Source organism: Paenibacillus sp. BC26, assembly GCF_900116125.1.
In the GTDB taxonomy this organism is placed as follows: Bacteria; Bacillota; Bacilli; order Paenibacillales; family Paenibacillaceae; genus Paenibacillus_Z; species Paenibacillus_Z lignilyticus.
Window position 1 is genome coordinate 38,801 of record NZ_FPAD01000003.1, and the last position, 18,054, is coordinate 56,854.

General features: G+C 53.9%; 9 protein-coding genes. 7 read left to right on the plus strand and 2 right to left on the minus strand.

Translation table 11 applies throughout. The features are described 5' to 3' along the window. Positions 1 to 203 precede the first annotated feature (203 nt). The 6 genes from BM412_RS21420 (at position 204) to BM412_RS21445 (ending at position 11,440) form a co-directional block, all read left to right on the plus strand. Positions 204 to 3,920, plus strand: coding sequence for an S-layer homology domain-containing protein (locus tag BM412_RS21420; protein WP_091223084.1), 3,717 nt, complete (start codon positions 204 to 206; stop codon positions 3,918 to 3,920). A 114-nt stretch (positions 3,921 to 4,034) separates the two neighbouring features. Then, positions 4,035 to 5,747 carry an extracellular solute-binding protein gene (locus tag BM412_RS21425; RefSeq protein ID WP_091223086.1) on the plus strand — a complete coding sequence of 571 codons (1,713 nt, stop codon included), beginning with the start codon at positions 4,035 to 4,037 and terminating at the stop codon, positions 5,745 to 5,747. Between the two features lie 108 nt (positions 5,748 to 5,855). Beyond that, positions 5,856 to 6,755, plus strand: a complete 900-nt coding sequence (locus tag BM412_RS21430; RefSeq protein WP_091223088.1) for an ABC transporter permease — start codon at positions 5,856 to 5,858, stop codon at positions 6,753 to 6,755. 19 nt (positions 6,756 to 6,774) lie between these two features. After that, positions 6,775 to 7,656 (plus strand): carbohydrate ABC transporter permease, encoded by an 882-nt coding sequence (locus BM412_RS21435; protein WP_091223090.1) that lies wholly within the window; start codon positions 6,775 to 6,777, stop codon positions 7,654 to 7,656. A 32-nt stretch (positions 7,657 to 7,688) separates the two neighbouring features. Continuing rightward, a complete protein-coding gene (locus BM412_RS21440; protein WP_091223092.1) occupies positions 7,689 to 8,726 on the plus strand; it encodes a glycoside hydrolase family protein in 1,038 nt (345 codons plus the stop codon). A gap of 548 nt (positions 8,727 to 9,274) precedes the next feature. Then, complete coding sequence (locus BM412_RS21445) at positions 9,275 to 11,440, plus strand: galactose-binding domain-containing protein (RefSeq protein WP_091223094.1); 2,166 nt, start codon at positions 9,275 to 9,277, stop codon at positions 11,438 to 11,440. A gap of 45 nt (positions 11,441 to 11,485) precedes the next feature. Here the strand turns inward: BM412_RS21445 and BM412_RS21450 are convergent, their stop codons facing one another. Continuing rightward, positions 11,486 to 13,117, minus strand: coding sequence for a response regulator transcription factor (locus tag BM412_RS21450; protein WP_091223096.1), 1,632 nt, complete (start codon positions 13,115 to 13,117; stop codon positions 11,486 to 11,488). A 4-nt stretch (positions 13,118 to 13,121) separates the two neighbouring features. Next, positions 13,122 to 14,846, minus strand: a complete 1,725-nt coding sequence (locus BM412_RS21455) for a sensor histidine kinase (protein WP_091223098.1) — start codon at positions 14,844 to 14,846, stop codon at positions 13,122 to 13,124. A 263-nt stretch (positions 14,847 to 15,109) separates the two neighbouring features. Here BM412_RS21455 and BM412_RS21460 point away from each other — a divergent pair, with 263 nt between their 5' ends. Next, complete coding sequence (locus tag BM412_RS21460; RefSeq protein WP_091223100.1) at positions 15,110 to 18,043, plus strand: carbohydrate-binding protein; 2,934 nt, start codon at positions 15,110 to 15,112, stop codon at positions 18,041 to 18,043. The last annotated feature ends 11 nt before the right edge of the window (positions 18,044 to 18,054 follow it).

The window sequence follows — 18,054 nt, forward strand, 5'->3', positions numbered from 1 at the left end:
GTTCATATCGTTAATAAATTGCAGCTCCTTCCGATTACAGGTAGGAGCTTCTTTGCGTTTGCTCGAACAAGTAAAGAATTGTAGATTCGATGTCGGCAACGGATGATATTCGCGAGCCGAGCCCTCCCGTAAGATAAAGTTATCGGCGTTCAGGGCCCTGAATGCCGTTCACCTTCTGAGGAGAATGGAGTGGTCTAAACGCAATGAAACGGCAATCCGTGCTCAAATGGTTCTCAATGGTCATAACCTTAGGTTTGATCGTAAGCTGCTTTCCGATGCTGCCGGCGGCAGCCGCAGGGGATTCCGCGGCTGTGTTAACTGCATCTTACACGTATCACGGCGACCGTCTGGAAGATGCGAACGATGGCATTGTTTCCTATGACGACAACCCGAAGAGTCGCTGGACCTCCTATGAATCGGTCAACCCGCAGGATTGGGTACAGTTCGAATACGCTGCCGCCACATCGAAAAACACGGCGGGCCTTTATATTTTCGACGACGGCGGAGGCATTAAAGCGCCCAGCTCGTATGATGTTCAATACTGGAACGGCACAGATTGGGCGAGTGTCCCGAACCAAACGAAATCACCTGCGGCGCCTACCGGCAACGAGCTGAATCTCGTTACCTTCGATTCGGTTTCTACTACGAAATTCCGCGTGCTCTTCACGCATTCCGGCTCCAAGAGCGGCGTGTCGGAAATCGTCTTCGCGGATTCGAACACCGAGCCGGTGCCCGGTGCGGAAGTATCGCCGCTTGGCAATGCATCGGCATCCTACACGTTCCGTCTCGATCAGGTGAGTCACGTCAACGATGGAATCGTGTCGTACGATGCGACTCCTGCCAATCGCTGGACTTCGTACGAGTCTCCGAACGAAACCGATTGGGTGCAGACGAACTTCGGCGCACCGAAGCGGAAGGATGCGGTCGGCATTTATCTCTTCTCCGATGGCGGAGGCATCAAGCCGCCTGCTTCGTACGATGTTCAATATTTGAATGAAAGTAGCGTTTGGGTGAGCGCCGCGAATCAAGTGAAAACGCCGGCAGAACCTGCAGGCAATGCGCTGAATCTCGTGACGTTCACTTCGGTGGAAGCGCAGAAGTTCCGAATCGTCTTTACGCACAGCACGGCTAAGACCGGCGTTACCGAAATTCAGTATGTGGATTCCGTCACGCAGTCGCTGCCGACGGAGCCTTCCGCGGGCGAGGCGACGGCTTCTTACTCAAACAACGGCGATGACGCTGGCTTCGTTAATGACGGCATTATCTCGTTGAACGATTTTCCGCGTAACCGCTGGACTGCCTACGGTTCTCCGAATAGTTCCGATTGGGTGCAGACGGAGTACGGGAGTCCACTCTCCAAAAATATGGCCGGCGTCTATCTCTACGACGACGGCGGCGGCGTGAAATCCCCGGCATCGTTCGATGTTCAATACTTGAGCGGCAGTGAATGGGTGAGCATTCCCGGGCAAGTTCGCACACCTGCCGAACCGGTGGCAGGCTTGAATCTCGTTGCGTTTAACACGGTCATCGCGAGCAAGTATCGCGTCGTGTTCACGCACCAGGGAGACGCCAAATCCGGGGCGACCGAAATTTCGTATGTCGACACGAACAAAGAACCGGTACCGACGGCCCCTCCGGTTGTGGAAATCGAGCCTGCAATCGAAATCATTTCCCCCGCGATCGGTTCGACGGTGTCGGGTAATGTGACCATTACCTTCAAAGCCCCGGAGATGAAGAATGTATGGGCGAGAGTGTGGCATCAACCGGATGAAGCGCATCCGGATCCGAACGGCTATGACGCTTGGCTGCAGCACGCTGCACCGGATGCGGAGGGAAATGGCTCGATCCAGATCGATGCCGATACCTTGCCGCACGGTCCGCTCACCGTCATGCTGAATGCTTGGAATTCTCCGGAAGGGGATCCGAACTTCACGAAATCGACGACGAGCTACTTGCAGCTGTACAACGAAGGCGGAGTCGTGTGGAAGCAAGGGCTTCCGGCCGCGCCGCCGCAAACGGCAGGCATGCATGTGCTGTTCGAGGACGATTTCACAGGTCCGCTGTCGGTATCCAAGACGGGCGAAGGCACGCGCTATGCGTCGCTGAAACCGGACTGGCCGAACGGCTCGGAATTCGGCGAGGCCATCTTCGCGGATCCGACCGATGCGGTTAACCCGTTTGCCATTCTCGGCGACAATCATTTGCGCATTCGGGTAACGAAAGCCCCGGAAGGTTACGCCGACCCGCAAGGGTGGAACCGCAAATATATCGGCGGCTTGCTCTCGTCCGTAGGCTTGGACGGAACCGGCATTGCCGCGACGAACGGCTACTTCGAGGCGAGAATGCAAATGCCTGCGGGTAAGGGAGCATGGCCGGCATTCTGGTTAATGTCCCGGAACAGCACGGGACCGGATCATCTGCCATCGACTGCCGAGCTTGATACGGTAGAAGCATACGGTCACGATCCAAGCGGAGCATGCCAAGCCAAGCACTGGTGGTCGGGCAATCCGGAGTCGCATCAGACGAACTGTTCCTCCACGAATTTCGCTTACGGGGATAATGCGTCAACATGGCACACCTATGGCACGAGAATCACCGAGGCGGAAGTGATCTATTACATCGACAACGTTGAGGTATGGAGACATGCTTCCTTCGAGCAAGCCAATACGCCGATGTACTTCATGATCAATCTCGCGCTCGGAGGAGGCTGGCCGATTGATCTGGCGAAATACGGGGATCAGATCGACTTGTACGTCGACTACGTAAGGGTGTTTGAACCGGATGCGGATGTTCCGCCGCCATCGTCCGGCCCAACTGCACCTGCGTCAATCCCGGCAACGAAGGTAGTGGGAGATACAGTCGTCGTTGTACCTGCTGTATCGACGAATGCCCATATCACGACGTTAGCCGTGAGCAAGGACATATGGAAGCAAGCCCAAGACAGTGCGGCAGCCGGCGGTATCCATAAAATAGTACTCGAAGCGCCTTCATCGCAATCTCAAGAAGGTGCTCCAGCCTACGAGCTCAAACTGCCTGCAGACGCTTTATCAGGCGGTTCGTCGCTTTCGATCGCCTTGAAAACGCCGCATGCTTCGGTCGTGCTGCCAAGCGATATGTTAAAGGGGCAGCCGCTCGCTTCAAGCGAGGTCTCCATTCAAATCAGCCGCATCGATGCCGATACTTTGCGTGCAGCGACGAAGCAACAAATCGGCAACCATCCCGTTATCGAGCTGACCGTCCTGGATGGGAATAAAGTGATTTCGTGGAACAATCCGCAGGCTCCGGTCCGGGTCAGTATTCCTTATGTGCCGACGGCGGAGGAATTGCGAAATCCCGAGCATATCGTCGTGTGGTACGTGGACGGAGCAGGTAATATCCATGCTGTGCCGAACGGACATTATGATGCCGATGCGGAAGCGGTCGTCTTCACGACAACCCACTTCAGCACGTATGCCGCTGCCTACGTCCACAAGACATTCGAGGATATCGGCGCATCGCCTGCGAAGCAAGCCATCGAAGCATTAGCTTCCAAAGGCATTATCAACGGTACATCGGATAACCGCTTCAGTCCGGACCAACCGATTTCCCGCGCCGACTTCGTCGTGCTGCTGTCACGGATTCTCGAATGGAACGGCCAACAGGCCGGCGACAGGTTCTCCGATGTATCAGCCACTGCTTATTACTCGGATGCCCTGCGCACCGCCAGAGCATTAGGCATCGTCCTGGGTAGCGGAAATAACAAATTCCATCCGGCCGCCTCCATCACGAAAGTCGAAATGACGACGATCGCGAAGCGGGCATGGGCGGTTTCTAAGCTCGATGCTTCAGCGATTGGCGGCTTATTCGACCAGCTTGGCAACACGCCGACTCGCGCGGAGACAGCGGAGCTTCTCTACAGCCTATACAACGCAAGAAGTTGAAATCGGTCGATCCGATGTCAACAACGGACGATAGGCTGGGAAGAAAAGCTGCTTTATCATTAAGCACATAAGGAACGATTCCTTACGACACACATATAATCGGGGAGGCACAGTATGAACAAGAAGCTGCGCAACAGAAGCTTGACCGCATCCGTTGCTCTTTTGCTGGCGGTTACGACCGCATGCGGCAATAATAGCGACAATACCAACGGCGGGACGAACACCAAGACCAACACGGCAACAGCATCCGAAACTACGAACACGAACGAACCGGCACCGGCCGAGACGGAAGCTCCGGCAATCGATCCGAACGCCAAATACGATCCGCCGATCGAAGTGTCGGCCGTTCGCTACACCGACCCTACTTACAAATTCAAAGACGGCGATACCATCGAGAACAACGTATGGACGAGAGCGTACGAGAGCGACCTCGGCATCAAGATAAAGTACAAATGGATCGTCAACGGCGACCAGTACGGACAGAAGATGAACCTGACCATTACATCGAATGATTTGCCGGACATCTTCCAAGTCGACTCCGTGCAGTTCCGCCAATTGGCAGAAGGCGGCCAGCTTGAGGATTTGACGCAGTACGTCGCGGACTACGGTTCCGAATTGACGAAAACGATGATCGACCGCGGCACGAATGCCAAATCAGCCGCCATGTACGACGGTAAACTGATGGGCATCCCGCCTGCGGAAGATTACTTAGGCGGCGCTCCGCTGTTGTATGTCAGAACGGATTGGCTCAAGAAGCTGAACCTGCCAGAACCGAAAACGATGGACGACTTCATCAATATCGCCGAAGCGTTCACGACCAAGGACCCGGACGGCAACGGCAAGAACGACACTTACGGTCTCGCTGCTTCGAAGGACTTGTTCGGCGGATACCCGGACTTCTCCGGTTTCATGAACGGGTTCCACGCTTACGCGAACATCTGGATCAAAGACAGCTCCGGCAAGCTCGTCAACGGCAGCACGCAGCCGGAAATGAAAACCGCCCTCGCGAAGCTGCAAGAGCTGTATAAAGCAGGCGTGATCGACAAGGAATTCGGCGTCAAAGACGGCGGTAAAGCAGCCGAGCTGCAAACGGCCGGCAAAGTAGGCATGAGCTTCGGCGCGATGTGGAATCCGCTGTGGCCGCTGCAGGACGGCGTAAACAAAGATCCAAACGCCGAGTGGGGCGTGTTCCCGATTCCTTCCGTGGACGGAACGCCTGCCATGGCGCAATCGAAAGCGGATTTCAACGCCTTCTGGGTCGTTAAGAAAGGCGCCGAGCATCCGGAAGCGATCGTGAAGCTGTTCAACTTCTACAATGAGAAGATCATTGGAGAAACGGCTGAGCCTGCTAAATACCACAGCGCCGATGGGATCGAGTTCTTCAAATACGCGCTGCTGCAAGGCGGCTTCGGAACACCGCAAGGCCTGCTGTCCGTGCATAAGAACGTGGTTACGGCTCTTCAAGCCAATGATGCAGCCAAACTGACGCCGGAAGAGAAAAGCTATTACGACAAAATCGTGCTGTTCAACGGCGGCGACAGAACGAACTGGGCCACGAACAAAGTATTCGGAGCCGGCGGCTCGTGGGAAGTCATCGGAGCGAATTACGTCGATCAAAGCTTGCTGATGAAGAGCGAGTTCTTCGGCGCTCCGACGCCGGGCATGACGGACAAACAAGCGATCTTGGATAAATTGGTGCTGGAGAAGTTTACGAAGATCATCCTTGGCGCGCCGATCTCCGATTTCGACCAATTCGTATCCGATTGGAACAAACTGGGCGGCGAACAAATTACGCAGGAAGTTAACGATTGGTACGCCAAAAAATAATAAACACCATGAATCATTCATCATCTTAAGCCATACACGTAATCGGGAGGTCGGGACTTGCTTCCGGCCTCCCTTCTTTATCTTGTGCCGGGAAGGCGGTGTCCGTAGATGTTGAAACCGAAAATGCGCCGACAGCTGCCTTTGCATCTGATGGTGGCCCCCTCGTTCCTGCTGGTGCTGGTGTTTAGTTACGGCCCGATCGCAGGACTCGTTATCGCGTTCCAGAAATTTTCCGTCGTAAAGAGCTTTGCCCATTCTCCGTTTGTGGGCTGGGATAATTTCGACTATATGTTCAAGCTGCCGGACATCTGGCAGGTCATTCGCAATACGGTCTTCATCGCCGTGATGAAAATCGCAGCAGGCTTAGTCGTGCCGATCGTCGTATCGCTTCTGCTCAACGAAGTGCGTAAGCACGTATTTAAACGTTCGATTCAAACGCTTATCTATCTCCCTCACTTTCTTTCGTGGATTATTCTGGGCGGCGTGCTCATCGATATTCTGTCGCCGACTTCAGGCATTGTGAACCAGTTCCTCGGCGTGTTCGGCATCGAGCCGATCTTTTTCCTTGGCCATGTGAAGTGGTTTCCGGCTGTCGTCGTCATCTCGGACGTGTGGAAGGAGTTTGGTTTCAGCACGATCGTCTACTTGGCCGCGCTTGCGGGCATTAACCCGGCGCTTTATGAGGCTGCCGTTATCGATGGGGCGAACCGTTGGAAGCAGATGCTGAATATTACATTACCCGGCATGGCGCCGGTTATCGTACTGCTTGCGACTTTGAGCTTGGGCAACGTGCTGAATGCCGGGTTCGATCAAATCTTCAACTTGTACAGTCCGATCGTTTACGAAAGCGGAGACATCATCGACACGCTCGTGTACAGGCTCGGTCTTGAGCAAGCCCAGTACAGCCTGGCAACGGCCGTAGGGTTGATGAAATCAGGCGTATCGATCGTTTTGATATCCGTTTCCTATTATCTCGCTTATCGCTTGGCCAACTACCGAATCTTCTAAATAAGGAGCGGAACCCATAATGAAGACGACTTCCGTATCCGGAAAAGTATTTAACGTCTTTAACGCACTCTTTCTCATCCTGCTTGCCTTTCTCTGTTTGTTCCCGCTCGTTAACGTGCTTGCGGTGTCGCTCAGTTCGAGCACCGCGGCGAGCTCCGGAGAGGTGTCGCTGTGGCCGGTCGATTTCACCTGGCAATCGTATCATTTCGTGCTGCAAAAGCCCGAGTTCGTAAAGGCCCTCGGCGTCAGCGTGGAGCGGGTGCTGCTCGGGACCGCGCTAAACATGCTGCTGACCATTACGCTCGCATACCCGCTGTCGAAGGAATCATTCGCATTTCGGGGCAGATTGTTTTACGTCTGGTTCTTCGTCTTGACGATGCTCGTCGGGGGAGGCATTGTTCCCTGGTACCTCGTGATTCAGAAGCTTCATTTGCTCGGCACGATGGGTGCGCTCATTCTGCCCGGAGCGGTGAACGTGTTCAACGCCGTATTGCTCCTTAATTTCTACCGCGGTTTGCCCAAAGAGCTGGAGGAAGCGGCTTTCGTTGACGGAGCAGGACATTGGAAAATTTTATGGAAGGTATATGTACCGCTGTCGATGCCGGCAATCGCCACGCTGATCTTGTTCTCCATGGTCGGGCACTGGAACTCTTGGTTTGACGGTCTCATCTTGATGAACTCGCCGGACAAATACCCATTGCAAAGCTATCTGCAAACGGTCGTCATTAACCGCGATCTCAGTCTCGTCTCGATGGCGGACGCGGAGGCGCTGGCGGATATTTCGGACCGTACGTTGAAAGGCGCGCAGATTTTCCTGGCCGCCTTGCCGATCATTTGCGTGTATCCGTTCCTGCAGCGATTCTTCATTAAAGGCGTTATTGTGGGCAGCGTGAAAGAGTAGCTGAGTACAAGGAGAGAGGAGCCCCGAAGCGAATGGCTGGTTTCGTACTAGGTGAATTTGAGCATCTGCGCACGCCGTATAAGCGGGAAGTGCCGGTGCTTCAAGGTTCAGGCAAGGCCGGCACCTATAATGCGATGTCGGTGGATTGTCCGTTTGTTTTCTTCCACAACGATAGGTTTTATATGATGCATATCGGCTTTGATGGCTTAGGGTATCGGACGGCGCTGGCTACGAGCGACAACTTAGTCGAGTGGAAGCGCGAAGGCGTGATTTTGGACCGCGGGGAAGATTCCTCGCGCTGGGATTATGTAGGTGCCGCCTATTCCTGGGTGCTGCTGGAGAACAACGATTTATACGAACTTCCCCGTTTGAAGAAAGTCGGCGGAAAGTACTGGATGATCTATCATGCGTATCCCGAGTTCGGTTATGAAGCCGGGGGAGCGAAGATGGGGCTTGCTTGGTGCGAGAACGAGAGCTTGCTGGACTGGCATCGTCTCGATAAACCGATTCTCTCCTATGAGAACGGTGGAGATTGGGAGCGAGGCGGCTTGTACAAGTGCTGCTTCGTCGAATTCGAGGGACGGTATTGGATGTTCTACAATGCCAAGGACAAAACGGATTGGCCATGGACCGAGGAGACGGGGCTGGCGGTGTCGGACGATCTGCTGCACTGGACGAGGCTCCCCGGCGGTGAGCCGGTTATGGGTGTGAAGGCGGGGACGTTCTACAGCCAATACGTGAGCGATCCCCATATCCGGTTCGATAGCCGGACCAGCAATTGGGTGAACTTTGGTTTCGGGTTCGACGGCGGGCATGCGCAGGGGCTGCTGGCGACGTCGAAGGATTTAACGAACTGGGAAATCGCAGATGAGCCGTGGATTCCGCATGGAGAACCGGGCGAGGTGGACGAGACACATGCGCATAAGTCCTCGGTCATCTATTGGAAGGAGCGATTCTACCACTTCTACTGTGCGTGCAGGCCCGCTAAGCCCGGGGACGCCTCCACTGTAGCGGAGGGTGAAGGCGAATTCCGATGCATCATGCTGCGGACCAGCTCGCCCTTAGCGTAACTTAGAAGCGCAGCCCGCTCAGGGCTGCGCTTTCAGCTGCCTGAGAAAGCCCGAAAGTCTGAGAAAGCCTCGAAAGCCTCGAAAGCCTGGAAAGCCTGGAGCCTCTCCCTGTTTGTAGAGCACCCCAACGTTTTTATAACGCCGGGGTTCTTCATTTTCGGTTTATCTGAGAAGGGCAATATTTCTAACGGTTGTCAGCGTGGCTATTTCATGAAATGAACGACTTTTAGTAATCTAACGGTTGTGGGGATCGTTATTTACTGCATAATGGTTGATTTCTATTGGAAAATGTCTAAATAAGCTCGCTCACAACCGTAAGAAAATAATAGCGGGCATTTGAGGTCAAATAACCACTGTCACAACCGTTACAGGTTGGAAGATGAGTAAGCGCAGCTCGCCAAGGGCTGCGCTTTATTTGACCTTGATCGGACCGGCTCCAAAGAAGTAGAAATCGGTAGAGCGAAAGTAGCGAACGGCTGATGGCAGCGAAGCGCGGCTTCGCTATAATACACTTGCAACCTAAATTAGCGAAAAGGTAGTGATGATTAATGACAAAGAAGAGATTAAGGCCGAGGAGAGCGTTCTTATCGCTTCTAATTGTAAGCGTTCTCTTATCCACGCTGTTCTCCGGCATGCAAGTCTTTGCGTATGACACCGGGGCCACGGTCACGGCATCGTACACGTTCTTCATGGACGCAACGAGTGAGGTGAATGATGGAACCGTGTCTTACGACGATACGCCGGCTAACCGTTGGACGGCATATGAATCGCCGAACGCGACAGACTGGGTACAGACGGATTTCGGCTCGGCAGTAACGAGAAGCAGCGCTGAAATCTATCTGTACGATGACGGAGGCGGCGTGAAGGTACCGAGCTCCTATAAGGTGCAATACTTAAACGGCAGCACATGGACGGATGCCGGCAGCCAAGTGAAGTCCCCGGCTTCTCCTACCGGTAACCAAGTCAACGCGGTAACGTTCACGTCCGTGTCGGCAAGCAAATTCAGAATCGTCTTCACGCATCAATCCGGCTCCAAATCCGGTGTAACTGAAATTGCGTATGGCACGGGTTCTACCACACCTCCTACTGATCCTCCGGTCGACCCTCCAACTACGTCGCCGCTGGCCGGAACATCGACAGCGTCTTATACGTTCCACATGGATGAGGCAGACGATGTCGATGACGGAATAATCTCGTACGTGAACGCGCCGCATAATCGCTGGACCAGCTACCAATCGCCGAATGCAACCGATTGGGTGCAGAAAGATTTAAGCGCAAGCAGCACCGTATCGCAAGCTCAAATTTATATTTACGATGACGGAGGCGGCGTTAAAGCCCCGGCTTCCTATAACGTGCAATACTGGAACGGTACGGCCTGGACGAACGCGGCAAGCCAATCCAAGTCGCCGGCTGCACCGACGGGCGGTCAGGTCAATACGGTCACATTTACGGCCGTTACGACCTCCAAGATGAGAATCGTCTTTACGCCGCAATCCGGTTCGGCTTCCGGCGCGACGGAAATTAAGTATTACGGCACCGGAGGCGGAACGACGCCGCCAACGGAACCGCCAACAGGGGAATACCCGAATTACCAAGTAAGCGTGATTTCGCCATCTTACGGTGCTTCGATTAACGGGACAATTACGATCAAGTTTTACGCGCCCGGCATGCAGAACGTATGGGCAAGGTCTTGGCATCAGCCCGACACCGCGCATCCGAACGCGAACGGCTATGATAGCTGGTTCCAGCGGGTAACGCCTGCTGCCAACGGATATGGCGAAGTGACCTTCCCGGCCGCTGATTTCCCGCACGGTCCGATCACGGTCATTCTGAGCGCATGGGATTCGCCGGAAGGCAATCCGAACTATGCGCACTCGGATAACTGCTATGTACAGCTGTATAACGAAGGCGGCGTCACATGGAAGCAAGGCATTCCTTCCGCGCCTTCGCAAGCGTCCGGCATGAGCGTGCTTTTCCAAGATGATTTCACGGGTCCTCTGTCGGCATCCCGCACGGGCGCCGGAGCTACCTATGCAACATCGAAACCGGATGCGCCGAACGGCACGGAATTCGGCGAAGCGATATTCGCCGATTACGGAAGCGCGAATGATCCGTTTGCAATACTCGGAAGCAACTACTTGCGCATTCGCGCCAAGAAAGCGCCGGCCGGAACGGTCGATCCGATGGGCTGGAACCGCACCTACACCGGCGGCCTGCTGTCTTCCGTTCGTACTAACGGAACCGGCGTCGCAGCAACCTATGGCTACTTTGAGGCTCGCATTCTGATGCCCGCAGGCAAAGGAACCTGGCCGGCGTTCTGGCTCATGTCGCAGAACAGCATTTCGCAAGGCGTGCCATCGACGGCGGAGATCGATACGGTCGAAGCATACGGGCAGGATCCGAACGGCGCTTGCCAGGCGAAGCACTGGTGGGCGGGTAACCCGGAAATGCACGACACGCATTGTTCTTCCTCTAACTTTGCGTTCGGCGACAATGCGTCTACCTGGCATATTTACGGCACCAAAATAACGCCGACCGACACCATCTACTATATCGATAACGTAGAGGTATGGCGCCATACGACGTTCGACCAAGCCAAAACGCCGATGTATTTCATGCTCAACCTGGCACTTGGCGGCGGTTGGCCGATCGATCTCGCCAGATATAACAATCAGGTCGACATGTTCGTCGATTATGTCCGCGTGTTCCAATAAACCAATAACAAAGCCGCCGGTGAAATAACAACCGGCGGCTTTCCTTTATGATACGGATGCGCGCTCCCGATATTCGTGAGGCGTCGCGTTCATTTCTCTCTTGAAGAACCTTCCGAATGACGTCGCGGAATCGAAACCGACCTTGAGCGCGATATCCTGTATTTTCAGATTCGAGAACTTGAGCAGATCACAGGATTTCGTCAGACGAAGCTCGGCGATATATTCGGAGATCCCTTGGCCGGTCTGCTGCTTGAACAGTCGCGACAAGTAGGTCGGATTCAGGTAGACGGTTTCCGCCAGCCGGACGAGCGACAGGTCTTCATTCAAGTGGCTGTCGATAAAGGATTTGAGCTTGGCGATCAGCAGGTGGGCACCTGCCTCGCTCTCTTGATTGCGAATGTCGAGCAGCCGGCGGATGATATCCCGCATATAGTCGAGCGCCTCCTCCCACGAGGAGTGGGCATCCAGGGAGACGAGCTTGGTCAGCCAATCGGCCGGAAAGGCCTCCGTCCGGTGCTGATGATTAATGGCGGACAACAGCATGTAGGCGATGCCGTTGTACATTTCGTACAGAAAGGGATGATTGCCCGTCAGCTTGCGTGAGTGCGCGGCGATCTCATCGAAATCGGCGAGCAGCCGATTCTCCAGCGCCATCTCGGAGGATAAGAGCTGCTTTAAACGGCTTTGAGCTTTGATGATCGTCTCGTTGGTTTGCGGGCTTCCCGAAGCAAAATTTCGATTGACGTCATCCGTGAGCAGCATTTCGGTCCGCTGGCCGAAGCCGTAGAACAACATTTGCTTAAGCTCGGCATATTTCAAGTGAACGTCAGCCCAAGGGACGGTCTCCGAGCTGGCGACGAACGAGACCGGAAGCTTCAAATATTGTTTGCAGGCGGCTTGGATCGTTTCCAGCTGACCGTGCACGAACCGGATCCATCGCTGGCTGACCGTCTCCCACTGACTATTCGTGACAGGCTGGACAAACGTAACCATCGCGGACGGATCAAGCATGACGCTGAAAGCCCGGCAGCCTGCCCAGAACTCGCCGGCAATATTTTGCAGCGCGTAGTACATGAGGGTTTTATCCGAATCGGAATGCGACGGGGCAAAGCGGTCGACGCGCGAGATCAGAAGAAGCGGAGGGACGGATACGTCCATCGCCATCTTCAGCTCATCCATCCGCTCCTGCTTGGCAGGCGCAAGCCCATGGATCAGCTGGCTGACATAATCTCTCTGCAAAGGGGTAAGCGACTGCTGCAGCTTATGTTTCGCTTGGTCCATCAATTGGTTCATGGAGCTTGCGCGAGACAGCTCGTCGATCGCCTTCTGGATGGCAGCTATGATGGCTTCATCGCCGTCCATCTTCAGCACGTAATCGACGCCGCCGTTTCGGAAAGCGGTCTGGATATAAGAAAAGTCGTCGTAACCGGACAGGAAAACCACTTTGCAGTCCGGCCATTGCTCGACAATCTTGGCTTGCAGCTCGAGGCCGTTCATCCCCGGCATGCGGATATCGAGCAAAGCGATATCGATCTTCATGATGCCGAGCAGCCGCAGCGCCTCTTCCGCCGAATGCACGCCATAGACATCGAGCTCGAAGGGTGCCTCTTCTGCCAATAGCTGCTGAAGTCCTCTTACGATAATCGGTTCATTGTCCACGAGTAACAGTCGATACATCGCCTTATGCCTCCTTAAATGGAATGATGATGGTCATCCGCAAGCCTCCGAGCGCACCCCGATCGGCGAGCAGATCGGCATGCTCGCCGAAGTTCAGCCGAATGCGCAGCTGAACGTTACGCAAGCCTTCGCTGTCAGATTTGTAGTCCGCATCGGTCAACAGAGCGACGATATGCGCCAGCTCTTCCTCTTCCAGTGCCCCGTTATCTTCCACCGCGATTTGGGCATGATCCCCGCAGTCCTTGAAGGTGACTATGACGAGTCCCTCTTCCACTTGGTCCTCCAGTCCATGCTGGTAGGCGTTCTCGACAAGCGGCTGAAGCAGCAGCTTGGGCACGGCCAGCGAGCCGACGCGTTCCGGAACCGCGCCGAATTCGACGCGGACATGATCGTCGAACCGAATGCCTTGAATGGCAGCATAGGATCGGCAGAACTTGATTTCCTGATCGAGCGGCACGAAGTCGGCGTTCTTGGTGACGTATTTGAAGTATTCGCCTAAATGCTTGGAGAAGGCGACGACTTTGTCATTCTCTTGGAGTTTGGCCAGCCGATGAAGGTTGAAGAAGCTGTTGTACAAGAAGTGCGGGTTAATCTGCGATTGCAGCTGCTTGAGCTCGGCAACCTTAATCTGGTATTGATGAACGTAGGCTTCGTTAATGAGATCCTGCAGTCTGGACACGGTGCGGTTGTACTGCAAATACAAGTAATTGAATTCGTCTCGGGAGCGATAGTTCAATTGGGCCGAGAGGTCGCCTTTCTCCAGTCCTTTGAAGGCGGCGACAAGTCGCTTCAGCGGCGTATGGATGACCTGGTAGAGCCGATAGGAAAACAGCAGAATGAGAATCGGGGCGACAATCGAGATGGCCCATAACCATATCGCGTATTGTTTAAGCGGACCGATGAAGCTGCTTTCTTCCACGAATATCGCGAGCGTCAGCCCTAATTTCGATGATTTCTCAAAAAAACCGTAGTACGTGGAGTCCCCGTCCTCGATGATTTCGTACCCGCTCTTCTGTCCGGCTTGCAGCTGATTGCGGATAAGAGCTTGCAGCTTGGCACGATCGGAAGGCACATTGCCGCTCGTCTCGCTCCAGGATAAATCCCGGTCCATGAGCATGGCGCCGCCATTGCCGTCGATGAGGAAGCCGGACAGCGAATCCTTGATCGCAGCGCTCGAAATTTCCAGCGCAATCGTGAATCCGCGGCCGACCGTCAGATTGTTCGGATAGGGCAGACTCATCCACAGCCGATTCCGATAGAGCAGGAAGGGCGATTCGAACGTATCGGCGATTTGGTTTAAAGCGGCTGCTTCCTCGTGATTCAATTCGTTGAAGGATAATGCGGATATTTTACGGTCGAGCACGGGGAAATTGACGAAGGCGTCTTCCACGTAAGGACTCATATTTTTCAGAATCTGCAGCTTCTTCTGGACATTCCTGACCGCATTCGTATACTGCTCGCTGGTCATGATGATCGAAGAATAGGCGAGATTAAAGATGTCGTCGTCAACCGTATATTGCTGCTCCAGCGTAACCAGAGGTCCGAAATCATCCTCCAGCGCGTTGATATAATAATTGACCTTGGCTTGCATCGAACCGGTGATCTCGTTGCGGACGAGACGCTCGCTGCGGATATTCATCAGAAGGCTGATCGTAACGAGAGGAATGATAATGACCAGAAAGGTCAGAACGAGCTTGGGATACAGGGTGAGCCGGCGCAGAAAGCTCATTCGGAACCTTCTCCTTTGGTGGATTTTCTTTTAAGTATAGCGTGTAAACGCTATCTTACAACGAACATTCCGAAAGAAGTTGAGGATGGTAGATTGAAAGTAGAGAACGGATGATGACTTGCGTTCGTCGGCTCCGATAAATGACTGGCCCTCACGATTCCTTTGTTTTGCCGTATGTTTCGTAAGATATTTGGATTGTACGGCAATACGCGCTGCATTAAATTGAGAGATGTATTCAAATAAAAGGTTGGAAGGAGTTCATTATGAAAACGCTAACATCTTGTTTGGCACTCATCCTATTTATTTGTAGTTTTTCATTCGGCACCTCTTCGCTCTCCAATGCGGACGCCACGGCAAGCGCCGCGAACGAAGTCGTCTACAGTTACGAAGCGGAAGCGACGGGGAACACGATGACGGGAAATGCCTCGATCGCCGACTGCAGCGGCTGCTCGGGCAGCAAGAAGGTGGGGGGCTTGTACCAAGGAAGCAGCATGCGTTTTACCGATATTGAGGTGCCGGAAGCCGGCTCGTATAACGTTGTTTTCTCCTACATCTCCGGAGATCCGAGAAGTGCGGACATCAGCGCGAACGGCGGCACTTCCCGCCATATCGACTTCGACAAGACGGCAGACTGGAATACGTTAGCTACGTTAACGATCCCGATGACCCTTGTTCAAGGCAGCAACTATATCGACATTTCCGATGGTAACGGGTACTCGCCTGATTTTGATAAAATCGACGTTTATCCGATTGCACAAGGTTATGAGGCGGAGGCTTCGGGGAACACCTTGACAGGCAATGCTGCCGTGTCCGGTTGCGGCGCTTGCTCCGGCGGGCAGAAGGTAGGGAATCTCTATCAAGGTGCTTCCCTGCAATTTAATGCGATTAACGTTCCATCTGCAGGCAGCTATAACCTGACGGTGTATTATATTTCCGGAGATCCGCGTGCTGCCGATGTGAGCACGAACGGCGGTCCGGCGCAGAACGTTCTCTTCCAGAGCACGAAGGATTGGAGCACCGTAGGCTCGCAGACCATCAGCGTCAACTTGGTGGCCGGAAGCAACACCATTCTGTTCTCGGATGGAGGCGGGTATTCACCGGATATGGACAAAATCGTCGTAACCCCGATAGATGCGGATCAAGTGAAGCCTTGCGAGCAGGTACTTGCGGATGTACCGGCCTTTGGAGCACAGGTGTCCAAGAAGAAGTTCGGGTCGATCAAGATTTCCGAATATGCCGATGCCGTGGTGATCCAAAATGGCGACTATGCCGTTACTTACCGCACGGACAGCGGCATGGCGGACTATGCCTGGAAGGATAAGACGATTGCCAAAGGCGTATACAGCAAGTTCGAAGACGAGGCGAGCAGCTGCTACGACAGCCACAGCTTCTCCATGGCGGATGTCGCTCCCCTGAAGGATGGCTTCGGCAAAGGCGTTAAGGTGAAGTTCGTCAACAGCCAAGCCGGAAGTCCGACGTTGAACCAGTGGTACAGCTTCTATGAGGATAAGGCTTATTTCTTCACCCGAACTGAGGCGGTTTCGGCTGCCGAATTGCAAACGAATTATATGGCTCCGCTTGTAACGAATACAACCGGCGGCATCGACATCGGCAGCTACACGGACGGGCGGGTATTATCCGTTCCTTATGACAACGATATGTGGATTCGTCACCAAGCGGTGCCGATCAATTCGGCAGATACCAGCTACGAGGTGTCCGCGATCTACGATAATGCCAACCGCAACGGACTTATTGTGGGTTCGGTGACCCATGATACTTGGAAAACGGGAATTCGCTTCACCGGCGAAAATAACCGCTTGAATCAGTTGGAAGTATTCGGCGGCGCTTCGACCGCGAAAACGCATGATTCGGTGGCACATGGCAGCATCAAAGGAACCGTGCTGACATCGCCTATGGCATTCGTAGGCTTCTATGGCGATTATCGGAAGGGCATGGAAGAATACGGGAAGGCAAACGCAGTAATCGCTCCGCCGCTCGCTTTCGGCAAAAAAGTACCTGAAGGCGTGCCTGTCGGCTGGAACAGCTGGGGTGCTTTCGGCAGCAATTTGACCTATCAGGATGTGCTGGACACGTCCGATTATGTGAAGCAGCATCTGCAGATGGAAGGCTTCAATAATAAGAAAGTCACTTATATCAATTTGGATTCGTACTGGGACAATCTAACGGAAGCGCAATTAGCGGACGTTGTTGCCAAGATTCGCAAGAACGGACAGAAGGCCGGCATCTATTGGGGACCGTTCGTTTACTGGGGCGACAATATGGAGCAGCAGGTCGAGGGATCGAGCTATAAATACGGCGATATCATCCTGCGCGACGAGTCGGGCAACCCGCTGCCTAAATTGGACGGCGCTTATGCGGTAGATCCGTCTCACCCGGGGGCTAAGGATCGGATGACCTATTTCCTTAACCGGTTTAAGAACCTGGGCTTTGAGTATATCAAGCTGGATTTCCTTACCCACGGTGCCTTGGAAGGCAAGCATTATGACCCTGAGGTCCAAACCGGAACGCAAGCGTATAACCAAGGAATGGCTTACGTCGACAGTCTCATCGCGGATAAAATGTTTATCAGTGCCTCCATCGCGCCGCTGTTCCCAAGCCAATACGCGCACAGCAGACGCATCGCTACCGATACGTTCGGCAGCATCTCCGACACGGAGTTCCAGCTGAACGCCTTGACGTATGGCTGGTGGCAGAACGGAACGATCTACCATTACACGGATCCCGATCATATGGCATTGTCCAGAGCGGGTTCCTTAACCGAAGCCAGAAGCAGAGTCAACTCCGCCGTTATTTCGGGAACGGTGTTTATGGATTCGGATAACGTTCACGATGCGAAAGCGCAGGAATACATGACGGCGCTGTTAACCAATAAGGCGGTGCTGGAAGTCGCTCAGATCGGGAAAGCATTCCGTCCGATCGAAGGGAATACCGGTGCTAAGGCTGCGGAAGCATTCGTACTGAAGGATAAAGGCGATTACTACCTCGCGTTCTTTAATTATGGCAGTGCGCCTGTCGACAAAACCGTAGATTTAGCAAGGGCGGGTCTGGACAGCGGTGCGGCTTATAAGCTGAAGGATCTCTGGACGGGGGCTGTTTCCGGGGACGTACAAGGCTCGCTGCAAGTAACGCTTGAGCCGATGGAATCGAAGCTGTTCCGCTTGACGCCTAAGAATTAGTGCATTCACGA